The organism is Pseudoalteromonas issachenkonii (assembly GCF_002310795.1).
In the GTDB taxonomy this organism is placed as follows: Bacteria; Pseudomonadota; Gammaproteobacteria; order Enterobacterales; family Alteromonadaceae; genus Pseudoalteromonas; species Pseudoalteromonas tetraodonis.
The window spans coordinates 569,057-595,643 of sequence record NZ_CP011030.1; the positions used below are offsets into that span (position 1 = coordinate 569,057).

At 41.4% G+C, this 26,587-nt stretch carries 26 protein-coding genes; 17 read left to right on the forward strand and 9 right to left on the reverse strand.

What is annotated here, in order from left to right; translation table 11 throughout:
• The first annotated feature begins 13 nt into the window (after positions 1–13).
• The 15 genes from rsmH (at position 14) to lpxC (ending at position 17,264) form a co-directional block, all read left to right on the forward strand.
• Complete coding sequence (rsmH, locus tag PISS_RS02635) at positions 14–952, forward strand: 16S rRNA (cytosine(1402)-N(4))-methyltransferase RsmH (RefSeq protein ID WP_008110698.1); 939 nt, start codon at positions 14–16, stop codon at positions 950–952.
• The gene (gene ftsL, locus PISS_RS02640; protein WP_008110697.1) at positions 949–1,275 is read left to right on the forward strand and encodes a cell division protein FtsL; all 327 of its coding nucleotides are present in this window, start codon (positions 949–951) and stop codon (positions 1,273–1,275) included. The genes rsmH and ftsL overlap by 4 nt, the downstream gene beginning before the upstream one ends.
• Entirely contained in the window at positions 1,272–3,089 is a 1,818-nt protein-coding gene (locus tag PISS_RS02645; RefSeq protein WP_013464053.1) for a peptidoglycan glycosyltransferase FtsI, read from the forward strand. The genes ftsL and PISS_RS02645 overlap by 4 nt, the downstream gene beginning before the upstream one ends.
• Positions 3,082–4,560, forward strand: coding sequence for a UDP-N-acetylmuramoyl-L-alanyl-D-glutamate--2,6-diaminopimelate ligase (murE, locus tag PISS_RS02650; protein ID WP_058155454.1), 1,479 nt, complete (start codon positions 3,082–3,084; stop codon positions 4,558–4,560). The genes PISS_RS02645 and murE overlap by 8 nt, the downstream gene beginning before the upstream one ends.
• A complete protein-coding gene (locus PISS_RS02655; protein ID WP_008110694.1) occupies positions 4,557–5,945 on the forward strand; it encodes a UDP-N-acetylmuramoyl-tripeptide--D-alanyl-D-alanine ligase in 1,389 nt (462 codons plus the stop codon). Before murE ends, PISS_RS02655 begins: the two co-directional genes overlap by 4 nt.
• A complete protein-coding gene (gene mraY, locus PISS_RS02660) occupies positions 5,939–7,021 on the forward strand; it encodes a phospho-N-acetylmuramoyl-pentapeptide-transferase (RefSeq protein ID WP_008110692.1) in 1,083 nt (360 codons plus the stop codon). The genes PISS_RS02655 and mraY overlap by 7 nt, the downstream gene beginning before the upstream one ends.
• A complete protein-coding gene (gene murD / locus PISS_RS02665) occupies positions 7,022–8,356 on the forward strand; it encodes a UDP-N-acetylmuramoyl-L-alanine--D-glutamate ligase (RefSeq protein WP_058154150.1) in 1,335 nt (444 codons plus the stop codon).
• Positions 8,353–9,528 (forward strand): cell division protein FtsW, encoded by a 1,176-nt coding sequence (gene ftsW, locus PISS_RS02670; RefSeq protein ID WP_008465286.1) that lies wholly within the window; start codon positions 8,353–8,355, stop codon positions 9,526–9,528. The genes murD and ftsW overlap by 4 nt, the downstream gene beginning before the upstream one ends.
• Entirely contained in the window at positions 9,525–10,601 is a 1,077-nt protein-coding gene (gene murG, locus PISS_RS02675) for an undecaprenyldiphospho-muramoylpentapeptide beta-N-acetylglucosaminyltransferase (protein ID WP_058154151.1), read from the forward strand. The genes ftsW and murG overlap by 4 nt, the downstream gene beginning before the upstream one ends.
• A 42-nt stretch (positions 10,602–10,643) precedes the next feature.
• Positions 10,644–12,053: a UDP-N-acetylmuramate--L-alanine ligase gene (gene murC / locus PISS_RS02680; protein ID WP_232311356.1), complete on the forward strand. Its 1,410-nt coding sequence runs from the start codon at positions 10,644–10,646 to the stop codon at positions 12,051–12,053.
• Positions 12,050–12,970, forward strand: a complete 921-nt coding sequence (locus PISS_RS02685; protein ID WP_058154153.1) for a D-alanine--D-alanine ligase — start codon at positions 12,050–12,052, stop codon at positions 12,968–12,970. Before murC ends, PISS_RS02685 begins: the two co-directional genes overlap by 4 nt.
• A gap of 1 nt (position 12,971) precedes the next feature.
• A complete protein-coding gene (locus PISS_RS02690; protein WP_058154154.1) occupies positions 12,972–13,751 on the forward strand; it encodes a cell division protein FtsQ/DivIB in 780 nt (259 codons plus the stop codon).
• A complete protein-coding gene (gene ftsA, locus PISS_RS02695) occupies positions 13,748–14,980 on the forward strand; it encodes a cell division protein FtsA (protein ID WP_007582937.1) in 1,233 nt (410 codons plus the stop codon). Before PISS_RS02690 ends, ftsA begins: the two co-directional genes overlap by 4 nt.
• A 21-nt stretch (positions 14,981–15,001) precedes the next feature.
• Positions 15,002–16,246, forward strand: coding sequence for a cell division protein FtsZ (gene ftsZ, locus PISS_RS02700; protein ID WP_058154155.1), 1,245 nt, complete (start codon positions 15,002–15,004; stop codon positions 16,244–16,246).
• A gap of 106 nt (positions 16,247–16,352) precedes the next feature.
• Complete coding sequence (gene lpxC, locus PISS_RS02705; RefSeq protein WP_058154156.1) at positions 16,353–17,264, forward strand: UDP-3-O-acyl-N-acetylglucosamine deacetylase; 912 nt, start codon at positions 16,353–16,355, stop codon at positions 17,262–17,264.
• Positions 17,265–17,345: 81 nt separating this feature from the next.
• Here the strand turns inward: lpxC and yjjG are convergent, their stop codons facing one another.
• From yjjG to PISS_RS02720, 3 genes are all read right to left on the reverse strand, one after another.
• Complete coding sequence (gene yjjG / locus PISS_RS02710) at positions 17,346–18,020, reverse strand: pyrimidine 5'-nucleotidase (protein WP_058154157.1); 675 nt, start codon at positions 18,018–18,020, stop codon at positions 17,346–17,348.
• A 13-nt stretch (positions 18,021–18,033) separates the two neighbouring features.
• Positions 18,034–18,579 carry an inosine/xanthosine triphosphatase gene (gene yjjX, locus PISS_RS02715; RefSeq protein ID WP_096040826.1) on the reverse strand — a complete coding sequence of 182 codons (546 nt, stop codon included), beginning with the start codon at positions 18,577–18,579 and terminating at the stop codon, positions 18,034–18,036.
• Between the two features lie 63 nt (positions 18,580–18,642).
• On the reverse strand, positions 18,643–19,542 hold the full coding sequence (locus PISS_RS02720; protein ID WP_058154158.1) for a phosphoribulokinase: 900 nt from the start codon (positions 19,540–19,542) through the stop codon (positions 18,643–18,645).
• A 157-nt stretch (positions 19,543–19,699) separates the two neighbouring features.
• Here PISS_RS02720 and PISS_RS02725 point away from each other — a divergent pair, with 157 nt between their 5' ends.
• Positions 19,700–20,575, forward strand: a complete 876-nt coding sequence (locus PISS_RS02725) for a TolB-like translocation protein (protein WP_058154159.1) — start codon at positions 19,700–19,702, stop codon at positions 20,573–20,575.
• A gap of 75 nt (positions 20,576–20,650) precedes the next feature.
• Positions 20,651–21,016 carry a hypothetical protein gene (locus PISS_RS02730; protein ID WP_007376965.1) on the forward strand — a complete coding sequence of 122 codons (366 nt, stop codon included), beginning with the start codon at positions 20,651–20,653 and terminating at the stop codon, positions 21,014–21,016.
• An 82-nt stretch (positions 21,017–21,098) separates the two neighbouring features.
• On the opposite strand, the gene PISS_RS02735 is transcribed toward PISS_RS02730, so the two are convergent.
• From PISS_RS02735 to PISS_RS02760, 6 genes are all read right to left on the reverse strand, one after another.
• Positions 21,099–23,672 carry a M1 family metallopeptidase gene (locus PISS_RS02735; protein ID WP_058154160.1) on the reverse strand — a complete coding sequence of 858 codons (2,574 nt, stop codon included), beginning with the start codon at positions 23,670–23,672 and terminating at the stop codon, positions 21,099–21,101.
• 148 nt (positions 23,673–23,820) lie between these two features.
• Entirely contained in the window at positions 23,821–24,501 is a 681-nt protein-coding gene (locus PISS_RS02740; RefSeq protein ID WP_024605975.1) for a site-specific integrase, read from the reverse strand.
• Positions 24,502–24,600: 99 nt separating this feature from the next.
• The gene (locus tag PISS_RS02745; RefSeq protein WP_002958007.1) at positions 24,601–24,951 is read right to left on the reverse strand and encodes a DUF2750 domain-containing protein; all 351 of its coding nucleotides are present in this window, start codon (positions 24,949–24,951) and stop codon (positions 24,601–24,603) included.
• A 17-nt stretch (positions 24,952–24,968) separates the two neighbouring features.
• Positions 24,969–25,547, reverse strand: a complete 579-nt coding sequence (locus PISS_RS02750; RefSeq protein WP_024605976.1) for a glutathione S-transferase family protein — start codon at positions 25,545–25,547, stop codon at positions 24,969–24,971.
• Between the two features lie 64 nt (positions 25,548–25,611).
• On the reverse strand, positions 25,612–25,893 hold the full coding sequence (locus PISS_RS02755) for a peptidylprolyl isomerase (RefSeq protein WP_002958009.1): 282 nt from the start codon (positions 25,891–25,893) through the stop codon (positions 25,612–25,614).
• Between the two features lie 86 nt (positions 25,894–25,979).
• Positions 25,980–26,555: a glutathione peroxidase gene (locus tag PISS_RS02760; RefSeq protein ID WP_002958010.1), complete on the reverse strand. Its 576-nt coding sequence runs from the start codon at positions 26,553–26,555 to the stop codon at positions 25,980–25,982.
• Positions 26,556–26,587: the final 32 nt, after the last annotated feature.

Here is a 26,587-nt window from a genome sequence, read left to right on the forward strand (position 1 = left end):
CAAATAACAGCTAATGACAGCGCAATTTGAACACGTATCCGTATTAATGGACGAAACCATAGATGCACTTGCAATTAAGCCAGACGGCATATACATGGATGGTACCTTTGGACGTGGCGGACATTCAGGGCAAATATTAGCGCGCTTAGGTGAAAGCGGTCGTTTGCAGGCCATTGACCAAGATCCACAAGCGATAAAGTCTGCTGAAAAGTTTGCTGATGATCCACGTTTTTCAATTGCTCATTCTCGTTTTTCAAAGTTATACGAGGTAGCTGAGCAAAACGATCTTATTGGTCAGGTTGATGGCATTTTACTTGATATTGGTGTGTCGTCGCCGCAGCTAGATGACGCAGCGCGTGGCTTTAGCTTTATGAAAGATGGTCCGCTCGATATGAGAATGGATCCAAGTACAGGTCGCAGCGCAGCGCAGTGGTTAGCTGAGGCTGAATTAGATGACATTACTCATGTGATCAAAAAGCTAGGTGAAGAAAAATTTGGTAAGCGCATTGCGCACAAAATTTTAGAAGTGCGTGAACACACGCCAATTACTACCACTAAGCAGCTCGCTGATTTAGTCGATGAAGCCGTACCGGTGAAAGATAAGTTTAAACACCCTGCAACGCGGACTTTCCAGGCTATTCGTATTTATATCAATAGCGAATTAGAGGAAATTCAAACGGCATTACAAGCGGCGATTAAAGTTCTTAAGCCGGGTGGTCGCTTAGTGGTTATTTCGTTTCATTCTTTAGAAGATCGCATTGTTAAACAATTTATTAAAAAACAGAGTAAGGGAGAAGCGATACCCAGAGGTCTGCCTTTAACCGACGCACAAATAAATAAAAATCTGACGTTAAAAGCAGTGGGTAAAGCTATTAAACCAAGTGCTGATGAAGTGGCGCGTAATCCACGCTCTCGCAGCTCAGTGCTAAGGATCGCACAGAGGTTGGGATGAGTAAAAAAGCGAGCTATCGCCAACCCAATTTATTTCTTGAAATAATTAAAGGCCTAGGTGCGAACAAGATCACCTTGGCCTTGTTGGTTGTGATATTCGCATCAAGCTTGAGTGTGGTGCAAGTAACTCATCTCTCTCGAGCGCAATTAATTGAGCAAGATTCGTTGCTCCAAGAGCGTGACGAATTGGATTTAGAATGGCGTTATTTTTTAGTGGAAGAAGAGTTTTATTCACAACATGCGCGCATTGAAGAAGTGGCAACGTCACAACTCGAAATGAAGCGGCCAACCAGCCAAGATGAGCAGGTAATTATATTACAATGAGAATGCGAGGCAAAAAACCAGTCAATAACCTAATAGCATGGCGCTTTATTTTAGTGTGCGCGGTGATTTTTTTAGTGTTTGTGACCTTGGTATCGCGTGCTGCGTACTTGCAAGTAATTGAACCTGATAAAGCGCGCTCTGAAAGCGATAAACGTACGGTACGGATTGAAAAACTGCATGTGCAACGCGGGATGATTTTCGATCGTAACGGTAAAGAGCTTGCCGTTAGTGTGCCTGTGGTAAGCGTGTATGCGGATCCTAAAGCCCTGCATAAATCACTGGTTAGTAAAGTACTTAGGCAAGCACGCAAAAACGGTGAAGATCAGCAAACGCTTCGTGAAAATGTTGCTGAGTTAAATAAGCGTACCGCCCTGTATTATAAAAATGATTTACGCTGGCGTGAATTGGCTGATGTGTTACGCATTGAGCCTAGTAAAATTAACACGCGATTACTTGATGATCCTACTCGTCGCTTTGTGTATTTAAAACGCCAAGTGACTCCCGCTGTGGCTAATTACATCGGTGATTTACGCCTACCTGGTATTCATTTATTGGATGAATCAAAACGTTATTACCCTGCTGGTGAAGTAAGCGCACATGTTATTGGGTTTACCAATATTGATGGTAAAGGCATTGAGGGCATAGAAAAGCTTTATGAAAACGCGTTAACCGGTGAAGAAGGTCGCCGTACCATTCGCAAAGATGCGCAAGGGCGTGAAGTTGAAGTGCTTGATGAACGCGAGCGAGTAGAGCCTGAAAGCATTCAGCTAAGTATTGATCAGCGAATTCAAGCCATTGCCTATAAAGCAGTTAAATCAGCGGTATTAACTTATAAAGCGACCTCAGGTTCTGCCATGGTAGTAGATGTTAAAACCGGTGAAGTCTTGGCCATGGTCAATAGCCCATCATTTAATCCTAACAACTTAAGCGGGGCGGCTCCTCATAAACGTCGTAACCGCGCTATTACCGATTTGTTTGAACCCGGCTCAACTGTTAAGCCTCTAGCCATTTTAGCTGGATTAGACTACGGCACAATCCAACCGGATGATAAAGTTGATACCTACCCAGGCTGGATGCGCTTAGGGGGCAGCTTAGTACAAGATACCCGTAATCATGGCGAAATGACGCTGCGCGAAATTTTAAAATACTCCAGTAATATGGGAGTAACCAAAATAAGCCAAACAGTACCCAAAGAGTACTTTGTGGGCCTGTATCAAAAAGTGGGGTTTGGCAGTGATAGTGGTACTGGCATGGTAGGCGAAAGTAGTGGCTTATTTTACCCTAATCGCCGTTGGTCAGATCACGAAATTGCAGCGCTCTCGTTTGGTTACAATATTGCCGTGAGTACCGCGCAAATGGCACGTTTTTACGCCATGTTAGGGGCAGGCGGGGTTAATCGTCCGCTTACTGTACTAAAGCAAGATTCTATACCTGAAGGTGAGCGTGTCTTTCAACAAGAAGATGTTGAAGCCGTTGTCCATATGATGGAAAGCGTATTTGAAGAAGGCGGTACCGCACGCCGCGTTAAAGTGGATGGTTACCGCGCTGCTGGTAAAACAGGCACCTCTAAAAAAGCCGCCGCAGGGGGCTATGGTGACGAATATGTAGGTTATTTTGCGGGCATTGCCCCTGCGAGTAACCCGCGATTAGCCGTTGTGGTATTAATCAACGAGCCCGGTGGAGATGTTTATTATGGCGGCGCAACAGCAGGTCCAGCGTTTGCAGAAATAATCTCTAATTCATTAAGAATTTTAAACGTTGCCCCAGACAAAGACTCGGTGGCATACGTGAAGGGCAAAGATGATGGTGCGTGATTTACACACAATTTTAAAACATTTAGAAATAGATGCAGCACGTTTAATGGTAAACGAGCTGCGTTTAGATAGCCGCGATGTAAAACCAGGTGATGTGTTTGTGGCGATAAAAGGGCACCAGTTAGATGGTGGGCACTTTATTAGTAAAGCAATTGAAAATGGTGCCAGTGCAATTATTGCCGACAGACTGTGTGAATTTGAAAGTGATTTTGAGCCGCTTTATTTAGTCTCAGAGTTGAATAAGAAACTGCCTGTATTGGCGAGTCAATTTTACCAACAACCGAGCAAGCACTTAGATTTAGTTGGCGTAACGGGCACCAATGGTAAATCGACTACCACAGCAATGATTGCTCATTTAGCGCAATTTTGTCATACCCAAGCCGCTATTATTGGTACCTTAGGTTACGGCCATCCAGATAATTTAACACCACTGCAAAATACTACGCCTTCGGCAGTCGATTTACAGCGTATTTTAAGCGACTTAAAAAATGAGCAACACCAATTGGTTGCTATGGAAGTGTCATCGCATGGTTTGGTACAGCACCGTGTTGATCAATGCTATTTTAAAGCCGCAGTGTTTACTAACTTGTCGCGCGATCACTTAGATTACCATGGCAATATGCAAAGCTATGGTGATGCTAAATTAATGCTGTTTCGTGATTTTGATGCTGATCATGTCATTCTTAATCAGGATGACGGACAAGCAGAGCAATGGATTGAAAAATACAGCTTTAATAGTCTTATTTGTTATGGCCGTAAAAACTTAGCCCCTAAAAATGCACAGTTTGTGTATTTTTCAGATGTTCAGTATTCAGCAACCGGTATTTCGGCGCAATTAACTACTAGCTGGGGTGATGTTGCCATAAAATCACCGCTGTTTGGTGAATTTAACCTTTATAATCTAACGGCTGCGTTAGCAACGCTATTAGCGCTAGGCTATCCATTAACACAGTTAGTAGCAGGATGTGAGTATTTACAGCCGGTAGCCGGCAGGATGCAAGCATTTACAGCGCCAAGTATGCCTACTTGCGTTGTTGATTACGCGCATACGCCAGATGCGTTGGCTTTAGCGTTACAAGCGCTGCAGCAACATGTACCAGGTGGAGTTAGTTGTGTGTTTGGTTGTGGCGGCGACAGAGATAAAGGAAAGCGTGTACTAATGGCACAAGCTGCTGAGCAGTTTGCAGACAAAGTGATCATTACCAGTGATAACCCACGCTCTGAAGACCCTAATGACATTATTAATGATGTAGCTGCGGGATTAGAGCATCCAGAAAACGTTCATTTAGAGGCCGATCGCGGTGCCGCGATACAATTTGCTATAGATAACGCAAAAGCCGGTGAGGTTATTTTAATTGCCGGTAAAGGGCATGAAGACTATCAAATTATAGGCGATACACGCATCGATTTTTGTGACCGCCAATTTGTACAACAACAATTAAAAAAAGCAGTAAGAGGGTCTCAAGCATGATCCCGATGGATTTTGATTGGCTAGCTAATGTGCTAGCAACCGATTATCAAGGTGATAATCGCAAGGTGATAAATATAAACACCGATACCCGTACTTTATGTGATGGTGAAGTGTTTTTGGCGCTTAAGGGCCCAAATTTTGATGGCCATAAATTTATTGAACAAGCAAAACAAAAAGGCGCTATAGGCGTGATTGTCGATCACGCTGTTGATACCGATATTGCTCAATTTGTAGTTGCCGATACCCGTATTGCATTAGGCACAATTGGTACAGCAGTGATGGCGCAAGTTGCACCTAAAACTATCGCTATTACTGGCAGTGTAGGTAAAACCACAGTTAAAGAAATGTGTGCCGCTATTTTATCAAGTAAAGGGGATGTATTAGCCACTAAAGGTAATTTTAACAACGACATTGGCGTACCGTTAACTTTACTCAGATTAGAGCCACAACATCGCTTTGCGGTTATTGAATTAGGCGCTAACCACATAGGTGAAATTGCGTACACCACCGCGATGACCAAACCGGATGTAGCTGTGGTATGTAATGTTGCTGCTGCCCACTTGGAAGGCTTTGGTAGCCTGCAAGGTGTGGCACAAGCAAAAGGTGAAATTTACGACGGATTAAAAGAGGATGGCATCGCCATCGTCAATTGCGATAGTGACTTTAGTCAATATTGGCTTGATAAGTTAGCAACGCGCAATATTAAATGTTTTTCGAGTAGTGAAAAGCTCGATATTTGGGCTGAAGACATCAGCCTAGATGCACAAGCTCGCGCAAGCTTTACTTTGTGCACCAAGCAACACAGTGTGCCGGTTAAGTTAGCACTGCCAGGTAAACACAATATTAGTAACGCGCTTATTGCTGCGGCGTTAACCAGTGAGTTTGACGTGTCACTTGAGGACATTGCCAGCGCGTTAGCTACCATGGGTGAAGTTAAAGGACGGGTTAACCTAATTGAAGCCAGTGATTCACTCACCATTATCGATGATACATACAATGCTAACGTAAAGTCGGTGAAAGCTGCGATTGATTTACTTAGTGATATTCAAGGTCATCGTATTTTGGCACTCGGTGATATGGGTGAACTTGGCGAAGATGCCCGTAAATATCATCAAGAAGTCGGTGAATACGCATTAGCGCAAGGCATTGATGAGTTATTTACACTCGGAGTATTAAGTAAATGTGCCAGTGATGTATTTGGGCTGCCAAATCGCCATTTCTCTAATCGTGAGCAAATGCTGCAGCAAATTCAAAACAGCATTAGCAAAGTAGATAAAAAAATTACCCTTGTCGTGAAAGGATCACGCAGTTCTCGCATGGAGCTTTTAGTAACCGATTTAGTTAATGGCCAGCAACAAGCCATCAATGGAGTATCATCATGTTAGTTTGGCTGGCTGAGTATTTAACTCAATATTATAGTGGCTTTAATGTTTTTTCGTATTTAACCCTGCGTGCCATTTTAGGTATTTTAACCGCATTGATGATGTCGTTGTATTTTGGTCCTAAGTTAATTCGTGCGCTGCAACGCATGCAAATAGGACAAACAGTACGTGATGATGGTCCGCAATCGCACCTATCTAAATCGGGTACGCCGACCATGGGTGGCTTACTTATTTTAGGGGCTATTTTTACCAGCACATTATTATGGGCAGACTTGTCTAATAAATACGTATGGGCCACTTTATTTGTAATTGGCTCATTAGGTATTGTGGGCTTTATTGATGATTACCGTAAGGTGATCCGTAAAGATCCAAAAGGACTTATTGCAAAGTGGAAATACTTTTGGCAATCGGTAATTGCACTGGTTGTAGCCACTGCGCTTTACATGAGCAGCACACAAGCAACTGAAACGTCACTGGTAGTGCCATTTTTTAAAGATGTACTGCCACAGCTGGGGCTGTTTTATATCGTGATCACCTACTTTGCGTTGGTGGGCACGTCAAACGCGGTTAATTTAACCGACGGTCTAGACGGTTTAGCCATTGTACCTACTATTTTAGTGGCTGCAGCACTGGCCATTATTGCTTACTTAACGGGTAATATTAATTTTTCGGCTTATTTGCATATTCCGCATCTACCACTGGCGAGTGAGTTGGTTGTGGTATGTACCGCTATTGTAGGGGCTGGGTTAGGTTTTTTATGGTTTAACACGTATCCGGCGCAAGTATTTATGGGCGATGTAGGCTCATTAGCACTGGGTGGTGCATTGGGGATTATTGCCGTACTTGTTCGCCAAGAGCTGTTACTGATTATTATGGGGGGCGTGTTTGTAATGGAAGCGCTATCGGTAATTTTACAAGTTGGCTCTTACAAATTACGTGGGCAACGCATTTTTAGAATGGCGCCTATTCATCACCATTACGAACTTAAAGGTTGGCCGGAGCCACGCGTTATTGTGCGCTTTTGGATAATTTCTATTGTGCTGGTACTCGCTGGCCTTGCGACATTAAAGATCCGATAAATGCAGTATTTAAACGAGATAAAAAATAAACACATAACAGTGCTCGGACTCGGTGTAACCGGTCTGGGCATTGTGCGTTTTTTATTATCTCAATCAATACAGCCTTATGTGGTCGATAGCAGAGAGAATCCGCCAGGTGTTGATTGGCTCAATCAGCACGCACCTCAATTAAAAACGCACTTTGGTGACCTAGAAAATGCGGCGCTCAGTGCTTGCGATATGATTATTATTAGTCCCGGGCTAAGCTTAAAAACACCAGCGGTTGCGAAGGCAATGAATGCCGGTGTAGAAGTGATTGGTGATGTTGAGCTATTTGCCCGCATTAATAGCAAACCAGTCGTTGCTGTAACCGGCTCTAATGGTAAATCAACCGTAGTAACACTTGCCTACGAAGTATTAAAAACCGCAGGTTATAAGGTGGCACTCGGTGGCAACATTGGCACAGCGGTACTGGATTTGCTTGATGGTGACTTTGATGTATTTGTATTGGAGCTATCGAGTTTTCAGCTTGATACCACACGCAGCCTAAAAACCACCAGTGCAACCGTGCTTAATATTTCAGAAGATCATCTCGATCGTTATGATAGTTACCAAGCCTATATAGATTCAAAATTAAGTATTTATAACGGTGCTGAACACTTAGTGATTAATGCTGACGATAAGCAAACACACCCTGTGAGTCGCACGTTAGCACCACAACTGAGTTTTGGTGAAACACAAGGCAATTACCACTTAGCACAGCACAATAACGAAGCGCACTTTATGGTAAAGGACGAAGCTTATTTACCAGTAAGTGCTTTAGCCGTTGTGGGTAAGCATAACTATTTAAATACGTTGGCAGTGATGGCATTACTCAGCCCATTTGCAATTACTAAGGCGCACTACAAAACCGCATTAGCTCAATTTAATGGCTTAGCGCACCGTTGTCAGTTTGTGGGTGAGTTTAATGGCGTTAAATACTTTAACGACTCTAAAGCCACCAACGTAGGCGCAACAGTGGCGGCAATAGATAGTTTAGCGGGTAAGCACGAAAACCTAGTGGTGATTGCTGGTGGTGATGCTAAAGGTGCTGATTTAGAGGTGTTAAAGCCTTATATTGAAAAGCATGTAAAAGCGCTGATTTGTTTTGGTAAAGATGCCAAAGATTTAGTGGCACTGAGTGCTAAAGGTCATTTAACCAATAATATGTCTGAGGCTGTGGCGCTTGCAAAGCAATTAAGTAAATCGGGCGATACCGTTTTACTCGCACCTGCCTGTGCCAGCATTGATATGTATAACAATTATATGCAACGCGGCGATGATTTTGTGCAATGTGTATTGCAGGGGCAGTCATGATTGCTTTTGCGGATATTAAAGAGGCTCTCACCCCTAAACCTTCAGCGCAGCTTTATGATGTGCCACTGCTTTATTGCATGCTAATGCTGATTGGTGTGGGCTTTGTGATGGTAACCAGTGCCTCAATGCCGACAGCCGATAGACTGTTTGGTAATATTTATCATTTTACTATCCGCCATGGCATTTTTTTAGGGCTATCGTTTTGTTTATTTTGCATTAGTACTCAAGTACCTATGTCGTGGTGGAAAAAAGCTAACCCCTATTTATTACTAATCGGTTTAGTACTGTTATTAGTGGTACTTATTGTAGGACGTGAAGTCAATGGTTCGACCCGCTGGATACCCGTAGGACCGTTTAATATTCAAGCCTCGGAGCTCGCTAAGTTGTTCTTCTTTAGTTATATCGCAGGCTACTTAGTACGTAAGCGCAATGAAGTTCAAGAAAACATAAAAGGCTTTGCTAAACCCATAGCGGTATTTGCAGTTTATGCAGCACTTATTTTAATGCAGCCCGATTTAGGGACTGTGGTGGTGATGTTTGTTACTACGGTTGGTTTGTTGTTTTTAGCCGGTGCCAAGCTTTGGCAGTTTTTTGCACTTATTTTAACCGGTATTGCGCTAGTGGTTGGGCTTATTGTGTTAGAGCCATATCGTATGGCCCGTGTGGTTGGCTTTTTAGAACCTTGGGATGACCCTTTTGGCAAAGGCTATCAATTAGTGCAATCACTAATGGCTTACAGCCAAGGTGATTGGTTTGGCCAAGGCCTAGGAAACAGCGTACAAAAATTACAATATTTACCAGAAGCGCACACCGACTTTATTTTTGCTGTTATTGCTGAAGAGTTAGGTTTTATGGGGGTGCTGAGCATTTTAATGGTACTGGGTACTTTAGTATTTAGAGCTTTACTCATTGGCCAAAACGCGCTTAAAAACGGCAAAGAATATGAAGGCTACTTAGCCTTAGCAATTGGTATTTGGTTTGCGTTTCAAACTATGGTGAATGTGGGCGCCAGTGCCGGTATTTTACCAACCAAAGGATTAACCTTGCCGTTTATTTCTTATGGTGGCTCAAGTTTATTAATGATGACCATAGCAACCGGTATTTTATTACGTGTAGATTTTGAGACCAAGATGGCAACGAAACAAGCCACGTCAGGTGGAGCTAAGCGATGAGTAAAAAAATAGTCGTTGTAGCAGGGGGCACAGGTGGACATATTTTTCCAGGGATTGCCGTTGCTGATTATCTCAAACAGCAAGGTTGGCAAGTTAGCTGGATAGGCACCCCAGATAGAATGGAAGCCAGTGTCGTGCCCAAGCACAACATAGAAATTGATTTTATTGATGTAAAAGGCGTGCGAGGGAATGGTTTAAAACGCCTTATTAAAGCGCCATTCATGGTTATTAATGCAATATTGCAAGCGCGTAAGGTATTAAAACAACAACGCCCTGACGTCGTTTTAGCAATGGGGGGGTATGTAACTGGCCCAACAGGTATTGCGGCAAAAAGTCTGGGTATTCCTTTGGTGATTCACGAACAAAATGCCGTAGCAGGCATGAGTAATAGGTGGTTGGCTAAATGTGCTAATCGCGTGTTAGCGGCTTTCCCCAGTGCTTTTGCCAATGGCAAATCAGAGCTGGTGGGTAATCCTGTACGCCAGAGCGTGATTGATATTACTGAGCGCGAAGTAACCAGCCCTATAAATATTTTAGTGGTGGGTGGTTCGTTAGGTGCGCAAGTGCTCAACCAAATACTACCTGAAGCATTTAAGCGCTTAAATGACACCAGTGCTATTAATATTTGGCATCAAACCGGTAAAGGGCACCTTGCTAGTGTAAGTGAAAGTTACCAGCAGCAACAAATGGGCAATGAGCAAGTGACCGTTGCTGAATTTATTGATGATATGGATACTGCTTATAGCTGGGCAGATATTGTGATTTGTCGTGCGGGTGCGCTTACGGTAAGTGAAATTGCCGCAGCGGGTAAAATGGCGGTATTTGTGCCGTTTCCACACGCGGTTGATGATCATCAAACAGCCAATGCACAGTATTTAGTAATGGCAGAGGGGGCGTTATTAATGCCACAGGGGCAATTTAATAAGCGCAGTATTGTTGAACTTTTAAGCCCCTATTTAGCCGAACCTTTATTAATAACTAAAATGGCTGGCAAAGCAAAACAGCAGGCTATTTTAGATGCCACAGCAAGCGTAGCGATGCACTGTGAGCAAGTAACAAATAAGAGAACATAAGTGAAACAGACATTAGCAAAAGAAAAATATACACGCCCAGCGATGCGCCGCATTGAAACTATTCACTTTGTAGGAATAGGCGGTGCAGGCATGGGCGGCATTGCAGAAGTACTTGCTTTTGAAGGTTACCGTATTACCGGTTCAGATATAGCTCACAGCGCAATGACTGAGCGTTTAATTAAAGCCGGTGCTGAAGTATTTATTGGCCATCATGAAAATAACGTAAAAGACGCCAATGTGGTGGTGGTTTCAAGTGCAATAGATAAAACAAATCCTGAAATTCAAGCCGCGCAAGCTGCGCGTATTCCGGTGGTTCGTCGAGCAGAAATGTTAGCTGAACTGATGCGCTTTCGCCACGGTATCGCCATTGCGGGCACCCATGGTAAAACGACCACAACCAGCTTAATTGCGAGCATTTATGCACAAGCCGGGCTCGATCCAACTTTTATTATTGGTGGTTTGCTTAACAGTGCTGGCAGCAATGCTAAGGTAGGTAAAAGTGACTTTTTAATCGCCGAAGCAGATGAAAGCGATGCCTCATTTTTGCATTTACAGCCTATGGTTTCGGTGATCACTAATATTGAAGAAGATCACATGGAAACCTACGGCGGTAGTTTAGAAAAAATGAAAGATACTTATGTTGAATTCATTCATAACCTGCCTTTTTACGGGTTAGCGGTGGTGTGCATTGATTCAGACGTTGCTGCTGAATTGATCCCCCGTTTTGGTCGTCCAGTGATCACTTACGGTGAGTCACACGAGGCTGATTACCGAATGAGTGACTTTAGCCAAACAGCGAACACATGCCAATTTACGGTGACTAATAAACAAGGTGAGAGTTTAACCGCCAAGCTGAATATGCCGGGTAAACATAATGCCCTTAATGCAACCGCAGCGATTGCCGTGGCTAAAGATCAAAATATTGCGAATCATGCAATTTTAGCGGCTTTAGATACTTTTGAAGGTATTGGCCGTCGTTTTCAGCACTACGGTGAATTTGAAAATGAACGCGGCAGCGTGATGCTTGTTGATGACTATGGCCATCACCCATCAGAAGTGGCTGCTACTATCACTGCAGCACGAGAAGGCTGGCCTGATAAGCGTTTAGTGATGGTGTATCAGCCGCACCGTTATACGCGTACACGCGACTTATACGAAGATTTTGTAAAAGTACTTGCTGATGTAGATCAGTTGCTATTGCTTGATGTGTATAGCGCTGGTGAAGATCCTATTGTAGGGGCCGACAGCAAAAGCTTATGTCGTAGCCTTCGTCAACGTGGCAAAGAGCCGCTACACGTAGCAACAAATGCTGAGCTTGCAGGTGTTTTGGCCGCAAATTTACAAAACAATGATTTAGTATTAACCCAAGGCGCTGGTAATATAGGTCAGTTAGTTAAAACATTAGTTGCAACGGGTATGTCGATAGAAAAACTTAAGCAAGGTGAAGTATGACTCAGGTAAACACACAATTTGGTAAAGTAGCGGTACTGCTAGGTGGTAACTCAGCAGAGCGTGAAGTGTCTTTACGATCGGGTCAGGCTGTTTTAAATGCGCTGCAAAATAGTGGTATTGATGCAATTGCATTTGACCCACAAAGTCGTTCTTTGTGGGAGTTAAAAGAATTAAATGTAGATCGCGTTTTTATCGCTTTGCATGGCCGTGGTGGCGAAGACGGCACAGTGCAGGGAGCACTTGAATTTATGGACTTGCCTTACACGGGCAGTAATGTACTAGGTTCAGCACTTGCTATGGATAAAGTACGTTGTAAGCACTTATTTAAATCAGCGGGTTTAAGCACTGCACCTTATACCGTAGTTGATGCTAAAAAAGGCTTTGATGCTGCAGCCATTATGGATGAATTTAAAAAGGTCATGGTTAAGCCATCGCATGAAGGTTCAAGCATAGGTATGGCGCAAGCAAGTACAACACAAGAGCTTGAAGATGCACTAGCTAATGCATTTAAGTTTGATAACCAAGTACTTGTAGAGCAGTGGATCACTGGTCGTGAGTTTACAATCACAGTGCTTGGCGACGATGTACAACCAGTCATTGAGATGACGACACCTAATGGCTTTTACGATTACCAAGCTAAGTATCAATCAAATACAACCCAGTATCATTGCCCTGCAGATTTATCAGAGCAAGATACTAAGTACTTACAAGCCATATCGCTAGATGCGTTTGATTTAGTGGGTGCAAGTGGTTGGGGTCGTGTTGATGCTATGCAAGACGAGCAAGGGAATTTTTACCTGCTTGAAGTAAATACAGTACCAGGCATGACTGAAAAGTCACTAGTACCGATGGCTGCAAAAGCGAACGGGGCAACTTTTGAACAATTAGTTGTTCGCATTTTGGAGCAAACCCTTTAATATGCATCCCTTTTTAGAGAAAGCGCAGCAACTAAAACAGCAACTTAACTGGTCGCTGATTTTTGGAGTGAGTTTTTTTCTAGCCGTGGTGATAGGGTTAATTGAAATAACCAGTGGGGTTTCGCATTGGTTAGTTGAAAATAAAGATGCACAAATTAAGCATTTAACGGTGCTGGGGTACCCTAAGTACACCGATGAAAAAGCAATAACAGCGGCAATTAAAAAAGCCGATTTAAGTAGTTTTTTTGAACTTGATGTTAAGCACGTGCAGCAGCTAGTTCAAGACTTGCCTTGGGTTGCTACCGCTTCGGTACGTAAACAATGGCCTGATACTATACAGGTGTATGTAGTTGAACATGAAGTAGTTGCTCACTGGAATAGCGACTTGTTGCTCAACCAAAGTGGCCAAGCATTTCAAGCCAGCAGCGATAAGTTAGATGATAACTTACCGCAGTTATATGGCCCAGAAGGTAGCGAAGAAGAGGCGTGGGTTGCTTTTAAGCAATTTGATGAAATGCTCAGAGTTAATGGTTTAACATTAACAAGTTTGGCATTATCGGAGCGTTTTTCGTGGCAACTTTGGCTAGATAACGGAATTCGCTTAAATTTAGGGCGTAAAGATAAAGCCAAGCGTGTACAACGTTTTATAGACGTTTATCCACGAATGGAACAACGTGCAGATGCACAAGTAGATACAATCGATTTACGGTATGATACCGGCCTTGCAGTAAGCTTTAAGCCAATGCAAGAAGAACAATTACAAAATAAGAGTAAGGCATGACTAAGTCAGCAGAAAGAAACCTAGTAATAGGATTAGACGTTGGCACCTCGAAAGTGGTTGCCACGGTAGGTGAAATCACCGCAGATAACAAGCTCAGCATTGTTGGTGTGGGCAGCCAAGTATCTCATGGTATGGATAAAGGCGGCGTTAACGATTTAAACTTAGTGTCTGAGTCTATTCGACGAGCAATAGACGAGGCCGAGTTAATGGCTGATTGTCGTATAAGCTCTGTGTATTTGGGTATTTCTGGCAAACATATACAGTGTCAAAACGAAAGTGGTGTTGTGGCTATTAATAACACCGAAGTAACCGATGAAGACATTGAAAATGTAATACATATTGCGCGTTCTGTGCCTATTTCAGCAGAGCGTAAAATGCTACATGCATTGCCGCAAGAATACAGCATCGATATGCAAGAGGGCATTAAAAACCCACTAGGCATGAGCGGCGTTCGTATGGAAGCGCGTGCACATATCATTACGTGCTCAAACGACATGGCAAAAAATATCGAAAAATGTGTAGAACGCTGTGGTCTTGAAGTCGATCAACTTATCTTTACTGCCCTTGCGTCTTGCTATTCTGTACTAACAGATGACGAAAAAGAGCTAGGTGTTGCAGTACTTGATATTGGTGGCGGTACTATGGATATCACCATTTATATCAATGGTGCACTTCGTCACTCCGCGGTTATTCCAGTGGCGGGTAACCAAGTTACTGGTGATATTGCAAAAATATTTCGCACACCTATATCACATGCCGAGTCACTCAAAGTACAATACGCATGTGCTAGTAGCCAAATGGCAAGTAGCGAAGACACAATTGAAGTACCAAGTGTAGGCGGACGACCAGCAAGATTAATGTCGCGCCATACATTATCTGAGGTGGTAGAGCCTCGTTTTAGAGAATTATTTGAGCTTGCGATGGAAGAAATTCGTCGTTCAGGCTTAGAAGACCAAATTGCGGCAGGTCTCGTTATAACAGGCGGAACCGCTAAAATGACTGGCGCTATGGAAGTGGCAGAAGACATCTTCCAAATGCCAGTAAGAATAGGCAAACCAATCGGGATGGTTGGTTTGACAGACTATGTAGATGATCCTTCGTACGCAACCGCTGTTGGTTTGTTACAATACGGGCGTACCATGCAATCGATGAATGCACAAAAGTCGAAAGCAGAGGATAACAATAATTGGTGGAACCGCATTACTAAATGGTTCCAAGGCGAGTTTTAAGACTCAAGTCGGAGAGTAAACATGTTTGATATAATGGAACAACACAGCGAAGAAGCTGTAATAAAAGTAATCGGCGTGGGCGGTGGTGGCGGTAACGCTGTTGAGCACATGGTAAAACAACAAATAGAAGGCGTACGTTTTATAGCCGCTAATACGGATGCGCAAGCATTACGTAACTCTGCTGCCGATATTACAGTTCAGCTAGGCACGCAAATAACCTCTGGGTTAGGTGCGGGCGCAAACCCTGAAGTAGGCCGTAAGTCGGCTGAAGAAGATGCAGATACAATTCGTGCCAGCCTTGAAGGCGCCGATATGGTATTTATTGCAGCCGGTATGGGCGGTGGTACAGGTACTGGTGCTGCACCGGTAGTTGCTAAAATTGCTAAAGAACTCGGTATTTTAACCGTTGCAGTTGTAACACGTCCTTTTGATTTTGAAGGTAAAAAACGTGCAGCAGCCGCTGAACAAGGCATTAATGAATTGTCAGAAATTGTAGATTCACTTATTACAATTCCTAACAATAAATTGCTTAAAGTTTTAGGGAAAGGGACTACACTTCTAGATGCCTTCGCTAAAGCTAATGACGTATTATTTGGTGCGGTACAAGGTATAGCAGAGCTAATTACACGTTCTGGTTTAATTAACGTGGATTTCGCCGATGTTAGAACAGTAATGTCTGCAATGGGTACTGCAATGATGGGAACAGCGTCTGCGTCAGGTCCTGATCGTGCACAAGAAGCTGCAGAAGCCGCTATCTCAAGCCCACTACTAGAAGACGTTGATTTAACAGGTGCTAAAGGTATCTTAGTTAATATTACCGCTGGTATGGACATTGCGATTGAAGAATTTGAAATTGTTGGTAATCACGTTAAAGCACTTGCGTCAGAAAACGCAACGGTTGTTGTTGGTGCGGTAATCGACCCAGAGATGACTGATGAGCTACGTGTAACGGTTGTTGCAACTGGTTTAGGCGGCGATCGCCGTCCACAGTTTGGTATTGTTGATAACGGCTTTAAAAAAGCATCAGGTTCTGATGTTGCAAGCACATCAAACCAAACGAGCAGCATGTACGTGCCAAGCTTTGCAAGCCAAGATACAAACGCTGAAGAAAACACGACTAAAGAGCAAGCGCAAAGTAAAGAGAAAGCGCCTTCAACGAGTTCAAGTAGTTCAAGTTCTTCAGCGCAAAATAGTAAAAAAGCAGATAAATCAGAAGGTGGTGATTATTTTGATATTCCCGCTTTTTTACGTAAGCAGGCAGATTAACATTTAATAATACTTTTGTTTGAAATATGTACAAATATTGAAAGGCAAAAGGATTTATGTTAAACTCCGCCGTCTAACTGTAACTGATTTAAAAGTGAGCATACCTATGATTAAACAGCGTACGATTGCACAAGTAGTCAAAGCCATAGGAATTGGACTTCATAAAGGTGAGAAGGTCACAATAACTCTCCGACCTGCGAGCGCAAATACTGGGATTGTATTTCGTCGTGTCGACCTTGATCCGGTTGTTGATTTTGAAACAACACCTGAAGCCGTTGGTGATACGCAATTGTGTACCTGTTTAATTAACAAAGATGGTGTTCGCTTATCAACTACTGAGCATCTTATTGCAGCTGTTGCTGCAATGGGCATTGATAATCTAATTGTAGAATTGGACAGCTCAGAAGTGCCGATTATGGATGGTAGTGCATTACCATTCATATATCTGTTACAAAAAGGCGGAATTGAAGAACAAAACGTTGCTAAACGCTTTATCCGTATTAAAGAAAAAGTACGTATTGAAGAAGGTGATAAATGGGCCGAAGTAGAACCTTACGACGGATTCCACATCGATTTCGAAATTGCCTTCGATCACCCAGCTATCAATGAAAGTCGCCAACGTATTGGGTTGGATATAACAACGCAAAGCTTTATTGAAGAAATTAGCCGTGCGCGTACTTTTGGATTTATGAAAGATATTGAATACATGCATGCAAACAACCTAGCGCTAGGTGGTAGCATGGATAGTGCTGTGGTACTTGATGAATTCAAAGTTTTAAATCCTAATGGCTTACGTTATAGCGATGAGTTTGTTAAGCACAAGATATTAGACTGTGTTGGTGACATGTTTATGACAGGTCATAATCTTTTGGGTAAAGTAACTGCATTTAAATCGGGTCATGATTTAAATAATAAATTACTACGTAAAATTATGGCTACAGAGTCAGCATGGGAGTGGGCAACATTTGAAATGCCTGTGACGATGCCTGCACCCGGTCTTGAGTTAGCTCCAGCCTAAAAGCAGTAAAAGAACAGCTCACAAACAGTTATAAAAAATGACGCTAATAAGCGTCATTTTTTTTGCGTAAAATTTACCCTATTATAACTCTAAAAGAGCTTGTAACTGATTTAAATGAGTTACTGTATAGGTTGGTTTTATTCCATCGGCTAATTGCTCACCAGGGTGTTGTAACCAGCAAGTATCAATACCTGCATTGTTGCCGCCAAGTATGTCACTTGCAGCAGTATCACCCACCATAAGTATCTCGCTTTTATCTGGGTTACCCATTAGCTCAAATGTGTGCTCAAAAATCGCTTTATTTGGTTTTGCTATACCCACAAGTTCAGATATTACTAACCATTCAAACATATCTTTTAAGCCAGTATGCTCAAGGCGTACGGTTTGTAAGCGGGCAAATCCGTTAGTAATAATACCTAATCGAGCATTTGGCTTAAGTTTATTTAAAAGCTCAATAGCACCAGGTAATGGCTCGCAAATTTGCGCCATAGCATCTAAAAAAGCATCGTTTAGCTCTTTTGCGGGCACATTGAGTTTTGAAGCCCATTCATTAAAGCGTGCTACTTGTAAGTAATCTGCGCTAATAGTGCCATTTTGATAATCAACCCACAGCTGCTTATTGGTTTTTTGATAATGAATATAGTCGTCTTGGCTAAAATCTACGTTGTAAGCTTTAAACATGCGAGTCATGCCCGCTAAAATATCAAACCTAAATAAGGTTTCGTCTGCATCAAACAATACATAGTTGTATTTCATTAAACTTCCTAAATTAATTTGTTTGGCTGTAGAGATCTACGTGTAGAAAGGGCGCCATAGCTAAAGTGAGTGCTTGTGTATAGGTGCTTTCGCGCGTGGCGTGATTGTTTGTAAGTAACCCAATAGCGCCCCCTTTTTGTTTAACGTTGGTGGTATTAAATGCTTTGTCCATTACATCGCCAAGCTCTTCGCCGTTAAGTAATGCGTTATAAAGCACTTGAGGCAAGGGGAGGTTGCTGCTGCGCCCTACAACCTGATTTAAGGCATTATCAATAACTACGTAAGCAAAGGTTGCTGCACCATAGCTAAATTGCTCTGCACCGCCTTCCATTGCCACGTAGTAGTGAGCTTGGTAATGCTCTTTGCAATAATTAACACGGTTTTGTGCGCCAACACGTGTTTCTTCTTCGCCAATAGGTTGATCTGGCACATTGGATAGGGCATCAACACCTTGGCAATCAATTTCATGTTCAGGGAAATACATTGCAAAAATATGTTTAGCCGCGTTAATTTTTACAGGGTTTTTAGAACCCACAATAATTTTTAATGAGTACAACACAATGTCCCTTATTGTTACTAAAATCAGCAGTGTACGTGAGAGAGCTCAATCTTAGAAGAGGAGTTAAATAGGTATATCCAAAGGTGCTAAGTTTTCCAGTGCACGCTTTTTCAAAATAATATCTTTAATAAGTGGAGTAAGAACCAGCTCCATAGCTAAGCCCATTTTGCCCCCTGGTACTACAAGCGTATTAATACGAGACATAAAACTGCCTTCGATCATCCGTAAATAATAAGGAAAATCAACATCATCAATCCCCCTAAAGCGAATAACTACAAAGCTTTCATCAAGAGATGGAATATCTTTGGCGCTAAATGGGTTTGATGTATCAACGGTCGGCACGCGTTGAAAATTAATATGGGTACGAGAAAACTGCGGGGTAATATGATTTATATAGTCATCCATACTGCGCACAATAGAGCCCATAACCGCTTCGCGAGAGTGGCCTCGTTCGGATGTATCGCGTATTAATTTTTGAATCCATTCAAGGTTAATAATTGGAACCATGCCTATTAATAAATCGACATGCTTTGCAACGTCTACATCTTGATCAACTACACCACCGTGTAACCCTTCATAAAACAAAATGTCAGTATTATGGTAAAGATCTTGCCAAGGTGTAAATGTACCTGGTAATTGATTGTACGGAACGGCTTCATCAAAGGTATGTAAGTAGCGGCGTAACTTTCCTTGACCTGTTTCGCTATAGTTTTCAAACAGCGTTTTTAAAGCGCCAAAGTCATTGGCCTCTCTGCCAAAGTAACTAATATGTTTACCTTCTTGTTGTGCTTCTCGAACTTTTTTATCCATTTCGGGGCGAGTGTAACGATGAAAGCTATCTCCTTCGACAAAAGCCGCTTGAATATTAAGGCTACGGAAAATATGTTTAATTGCATTCGTTGTGGTGGTTGTACCCGCACCAGATGAACCCGTAATCGCAATAATAGGATTTTTAGCTGACATGTTAATTCTCTTTTTTAGGACCAGGTTTTATAACCAGACTAAACTTAACATTATTTTAAGTCGTTTGGGTATCTTAAGAGTTGACTGACTTAGCTCAAGTGACGCCATCAGCAAATAACGTTATCATGAGGTGCTTAAAATTAAAACGAGAGAAAGCATGAAACTTATTAAACCATTACTTGGATTATTTTCTATAGCAGCGCTGAGCCCAATAGTGGTGCAGGCTAGCATGCCAAAAAGCCAAGTATTACTTGCTGATTTAAATACACCTTTCGGGGTACAAGTTAGTATTGTGAGCGATAAAAATAGTTATAACAACCAACCGCACTTAACAAGTACAGGTTTATACTTTACTCATGAAGTAATTAATAAAGGGCAAAGCCAAACTGATATTGCTTATTATGATTTCACGTCAAAAAAAGTTACCAATATAACTAACTCTCCCGTAAGCGAATACTCACCAACAGTTATGCCAAGTGGTGATGCGATATCAGCGATTGTTGTAGAAGCTGACGGTAAGCAAAAATTGTGGCAATACCCACTCAAAAATGAAGATGCGCCACGTCGTATTTTTGATTGGATTGAACCTGTTGGATACCATGCATGGGGTGTCCAAAATGATTTAGTGATGTTTATTTTAGGAAAGCCTCACACGCTTCAATATACTTCTGTTGCACAAGCGAAGGGGGAAATAGCTGCCAGTAATATTGGCCGAACGCTTATTTATAACAACTCAATGGCTGCATTTTTATTTAGTTACACTAAAAACGAGCAACACATTTTAGCGAGTTTTAATCCACAAGATAAACAAGTTGAAGACCTATTAAGGTTACCGGCTCAAGTTCAAGATTTTATTTTAAAAGATAATGCGACCATTGCTTATGCTATTAAAAACCGCGTTTATCAGCGTAAACTTGATGGAAGTGATGAAGTATCGCAATGGCTTAATTTAAGCACCTACTGCGAAACAAATATAACAAGAATGAGTTACAACAATGAAAAACTCGCTTTTGTATGTGATATTACAAAGTGAAGCAGACAAATAAATTCAGATTTTATTGTGTGTATGCGTTAATCTAATACGCAAATTAACTAATAGGGATTACACGTGGCTTATAGTGCAGACGAGCTGACAGAACAGCTCATTAAATTACAGTGCAGAAGTAATTTTAAGATTAAAAATATTGCAGAGTACATGTTAGTAAACTCTAAAGAAGCATTTTATACCCACAGCGAAAGCGGCAAGGGTAAAATAGTAATTCGCCCAGCATTTGAAGTGTTTAGCGATGATTTTAATGATATAGATGGCGTGACGCGTGCGCAAGGGTACTTCCATAGCAGTGAGATGACACGCTTTCCTACGCGCATTTTTAAAAGCGCTCAACCTATTCACTACGGTGTTGCGTTTAAAATAAATTCTGAGCAAGCAGCCAAAGATTTTATAGCCAAGCTAACTATGATTATTGGTAATTAATAAAGCAAAAATATAAACGTAAAAAGCCGCTGAATTTATTTTCAGCGGCTTTTGTATTTTTATAGCTCAATAAACCTAATAATTACTTACTTTTTAAAAAGCTATTAACCGATTCAAGTTCACGTGTTTTAAGCGCGATACAATCGTTTGTGCTTTCTTCAAGCTTACTTAATGTGCGAGCGTAACCAGCTACATCAGCTACTTTTTCGTTAAAGAAGGTTTTTGTTGTCGCTAAACTTTCTGCATCACAGCTTGCAGTTGTAAAGTACGGCAAGTTAGGTATAAAGAACGGCGGTAAGCTTGCTGTTACTTTATCGTAGTTACTGTAAACCCAATCAATAAATAATGCTTGGCGCTCATCTGTGTAACTTTGACCTGACAAAATAGTACGCATGTCAGATGCCGTTACTTCATCCGTTAAGCTATAAGCTAATACCGCTTTTTGTAACTCAGGTTTACCAAAAAAGCCCATAGCTGCAAGCATGTTTGTGCGTACTTGCGGATCTTTAGTCGTTTTAAACGTTGTCATGAATTGATCAAGCAGCGCTTTGTCACCATGAAAAGCAGCAAGAGTTAAGTACGTACCCGCTAAGTATGGGTCTACTTTTTGTGGATCATTTAAATAAACTTGCGTTTGTTCTTTGGCTTTATTGATGACGTTTTGATCTTCACCATCAAAACCTAAGCGTGATACAACGGCCGCACGAAGTTGTGCAATAGCTCCATCTTCACCCGCTTTTGCTTCTAAACCATATTTTTTAGCAGCAGGCGTTACTGCACCGCGAATAAATTCAGGCCATAGGTCTTTATTGCTATCGTCTTTAAAAGTGCGCTGTTGCGACACTAAGTAACCTAGTGCGGTATTTGCTACGCGAGGGTGGCTATCGCTTACGAACACTTCAAGTGTTTGCATTAACTTAGCAGCAGATATAACACCAGCATCAAGTAGCGCATCAGTAGCAGATAGTAACGCTAAGCGTTCACGGTCACTCAGTACGCTTGGCGCCTTTTTAACAAGTGCGCTAAATTGTGCATCATCCATTACCCAGCGGTAGTAGCCTAATGCACCTTGGTCGGGATAAATCCACTCTGGTTCAAAGTCTAAATCTAGTGTTTGGCTTTGTTTATTAAGTAATACGTTTGCTGTTTTCACTTTATCGCCAGCACCATATTTAATTGCCACCGGTACATTCCATAACTGCTCTGGCGCATCAACGCCTGCGTTTACAAAGCGGCTTTGTGAAATAGTTACTTTGCTACCTTGTTGAGTTACTTTAACTAGTGGGAAAGAAGATTGCTCAATAAACGATTTTAAAACACTCGCTACGTCTTTATTTGACGCTTTACCAAGTGCTTCCCATAAGTCGGCCGCTTCAGCATTTTTATATGAAAACTCTTTTAAGTAGCTTTGAATACCTTTTTGAAATGCATCTTCGCCAATCCAGTTTTCAACCATAGCAAGTACTGAGCTGCCTTTACTGTAAGCAAGACCTAAACCGTCCATAATGTCGGCTTCGGTTTTAATTGGCTTACGAATAGGCTTGGTGCTTAGGCGTGCATCAAGTGCCATTACGTTGTTTTGTGGCAGGTCTAAGTGCGATTCAAACTCAGGGTTAAGCTGCTTAGTAATTTTTGCAGCCATCCAGCTAGCAAATGCTTCGTTTAACCATAAGTCGTTCCACCATTTCATGGTTACTAAATTACCATACCATTGGTGAGCAAGTTCGTGAGCAATAATTGATACATTACGCTGTTTTTTACTGCGTGTTGCTGCAGCTAAATCAACTAATAAAATATCTTCTCGGTAGGTTACTAAGCCTGAGTTTTCCATTGCGCCAAATGGAAACTCTGGTACCGCTACTGAGTCTAATTTTTTGTAAACGTAAGGAATACCAAAATACGCTTCAAGTGCGCCCAGTACTTTTGGCATGTTTTCTTTTGCGTATTGGGCTAAGTGAATTTTACCTTGAGGGGTAATTACACGACCAGGAATTGGCATGCCTTTAATATCTAATTCTTCAAATGGGCCAACAGCCATCGCGACTAAGTATGAAGGAATTGGCGGCGTTTTATCAAAAAAGTGTGTGGTCATATCGCCATCAACCGTTGTTTTTAGTTCTGGCGTATTTGAATATACTTTTTGTGATGTAGGCGCAGTAATCGTTAACTGAAATGGAATTTTGTAACTTGGCTCATCAAAAACAGGAAATGCACGGCGTGCATCACTCATTTCAAATTGAGTAAATAAGTAAGGTGTGCCTTGGTCTAACGTTTTGTATAAACCAACACTTTGACGGTTATATGGCGCTGAAAAATCAACTTTAAGGGTGTATTTACCTGGTTGAATTTGCTCATCACAGCTAAATTTAACTTTACCTGTTTTAAGCATTTCGTTGTTTAAGTCACAGTTTTCGTCGCCAAGCAGTTGCGCCATTTTAACAGCGTAAGCTACGCCATTTAATTCAATGTATTTTGTTGGTTTTAGTACTTCTAGGGAAATCTCAGTCATCCCTGTGAATGTATCTTGGCTCGGATCGAGTGTTAACGATACCTGTTGAGAACTTGGTTTTGCGAGTTTTTCAATAACGAATTCGTTAGCGTTTGCAGCACCCATTGCCAAAGCAACGCTCACTGTTAAGAGGCTTTTAAGAAACATAGTGATCCCTAGATTGTTGTTGTTAGAAACTACCCTAAATAGGCTTTTTTATGCTCATATTATTAGGGGGTTAGATATCCTAACAGTTTTTTTTAATAGAGTAATTGATTATAACGGTGACTTTAAGGGGAAATAGTAACAAAGTTTGTCAGTGGCTTTCGCGTGTTATAAAACGCTGCCAATGCAGGTGTGAGTTAATTATACGTATTTTTTGGATCACGTTATTTAATAAAAGCACGTCCTTAAATTCATTATGTGGGTATTCGTTAAATCCCATGAGGTAATTAAAGGCGTCTTTAGAGTTGGCTTGCAGAGCATGTATACGCACTTGTTGCTCAAAGTTAAGACGAAGGCTGCTTATTGCTGTTTTCATACCGAGTTGATCAACGTTTGGTATATCACACTTTTGTAAATAGCCGGCTCGCTCACCTTCACCTGAAAACCAAATACGGACTTTTTCACTGTATCTGCCAGTTTTAGCGGGTAAGTCGAACATTAATCGTTGTTGATTTTGTGATTTCATGAATGCTAAGTATTCATTAAACCCGGCATCTATAAGTGCCTGATGCACTGGAACTAAGCGAGGTTTTATCTTACCGTGAGTATGAAAATTAAAACATAAGACATCTTTTTCAAGAGACAGATCATCAAGCGTTAGATAGCCAATTTCATCGCTATATGCACCACTGTAATATGCAATTAGAGGAAGCCAAAAATGCCAGTGTTTTGGTTGCTCACGTGCAACTTTAAAATCACCGTATATATATCCATTATAAAGAGTGTGCAGTTCCATGGCTGAAAAGGGCCGGCGACCAAGATGGGTTTTCAACGTAATACCTTGAAAATAATGATGTGTTTTATTTTATACCCAACTAGCAGTAGATGCTAGTCGGGTTTTATCCGCTCTTAATATAAAGCGTATAAAGTATTACTCACTTAATGCGCGAGCTAAACCAGTAGGTTCAATCTCTGTACATACTTGGTCATCATTCCAGTTAATGCCAACAAGTGCGTTATCTTCATTTAAATCTTCAACCCATGCATCTAAAAATTCATCAAGATTGATTTCTACAGGGCTGTAGTCTTTCCACTCTTCTTTACATTGCGCTTTAGCTGCTTCTTCACTTTCCCAAAGCAGTAGTACGTCAGTTTCGTCAAATTGGTTAGAATCGCACACTACAAAGCCATTATCTTCTGCACCAAGTGCCCAAATTACTTCGCTAACACGTACTTTTTCTACAAAGTTAACTAGTTGTGATTCAATTTCGATATCGCTCATGTGTTTACCTTTTTAAATTAGTGACGAGGATTAGTATCTATTGCTGCTTGACGCTTGCCATATTGCTTATGAAAAGCAACAAGCTCTGAATACTGACTAAAGTCAGTTAATTCACGAAAGCAAATCCAATCAAGCAGGCAGTATAAACTGATGTTGAGGTATTCACAGCTTTTAAATTCTTCATCGCTTAAATGGGTATTTAAAAAGCTTAATGTTTGTTCAATTCGTTCGTTTTGCAAATTAAAAAAGAGTTTATCGCTTTTGGTGTCAAATCCAGAGCGTTCACATAGCAGCATTTCTACTAGCGAATCGTTACAGGCATTTATAGTCGTAAGTAAGTGCTCTTGCGGCCACGTTAGTTTTGGTTGCCCTGTTTTTTCAAGTAAATAGCGCAATATAGAATTAGAGTCACTAAGTGTTAAGTCGCCATCTACCAGAATGGGAATCTTTCGAGCTGGATTTTTACTGGCCATAGTAGGGCGATCTTGCTCAGAAAATATATCAAGACTCACAAGCTCTAGTTTACAGTTGTTTTGTTGTGCCCAAATTCTAATTCGGCGCACGTAAGGTGAAGGTACAGAACCAATTAATTGCATAATTACTCCATAAAAAAGCCGCATAAGCGGCTTTTATAAAACGTTACTTACGATACAGTTAAATTTATTCTGAACGGCTAGTAACTTCAAGTAAATGATAACCAAATTGAGTTTGCACAGGGCCTTGTACTTGGTTAATTGGAGCTGAAAACACAACTTTATCAAACTCTGGAACCATCATACCAGGACCAAACTCACCAAGTGCACCGCCATCTTGACCTGATGGGCAGTTTGAATGCGCTTTGGCTAATTCAGCAAAGTCTTCGCCTTGCTCAATTTTTGTTTTTAAGTCTAAGCATTGTGCTTCACTGTCTACAAGTATATGTCGTGCGCTTGCTACTGTCATAAAATCTCCCGAGTATAGTGTGGTGTTTTTTTAACCGAATTAAAATATCATTCTAGTTAGTTTGAACTAATTGTACCAGTATAAACTTATTTATCAGAAAGCACAGTTTCAATTGCAGCAATCATTTGTTCTGAATCAGGTGCTGCTTTGCTGTTAAACCGTAAAACCGTCTCACGATCAGCAGACACTAAATACTTATAAAAGTTCCAATTTGGAGAGCTAGTTTGCTCATTCAAATATTTAAAAATTGGATTCGCTTTACTACCACGCACTTCGCTTGTAGCAAACATAGGGAAGGTTACACCATAATTTACAAAGCATACTTTTGCAGTTTCTTTTTCACTATCCTCTTCTTGAAAAAAATCATCAGAAGGGAAGCCTAATACGACTAAACCTTGTTCTTTGTATCGCTGATATAGCGCTTCAAGGCCTTTAAATTGGGGTGTAAAACCGCAGTTGCTTGCCGTGTTTACTATTAATAAAGGCTTATTTTTAAATTGGCATAAATTAATAGATTCTTTTGAGCGCAGCTTTCGAATATCGACATTGGTAAAATCTTGACAGTCTTGGGTAGAGGTTTGGTTTATAGTTGATGATGTTTCAGCGTGGAGTGGGGCATTAATAAATAAAGCCATTAATCCTATTATAATTTTTTTTAGCATTACATTACCTAAACTTTTCAATTGTTTGATTG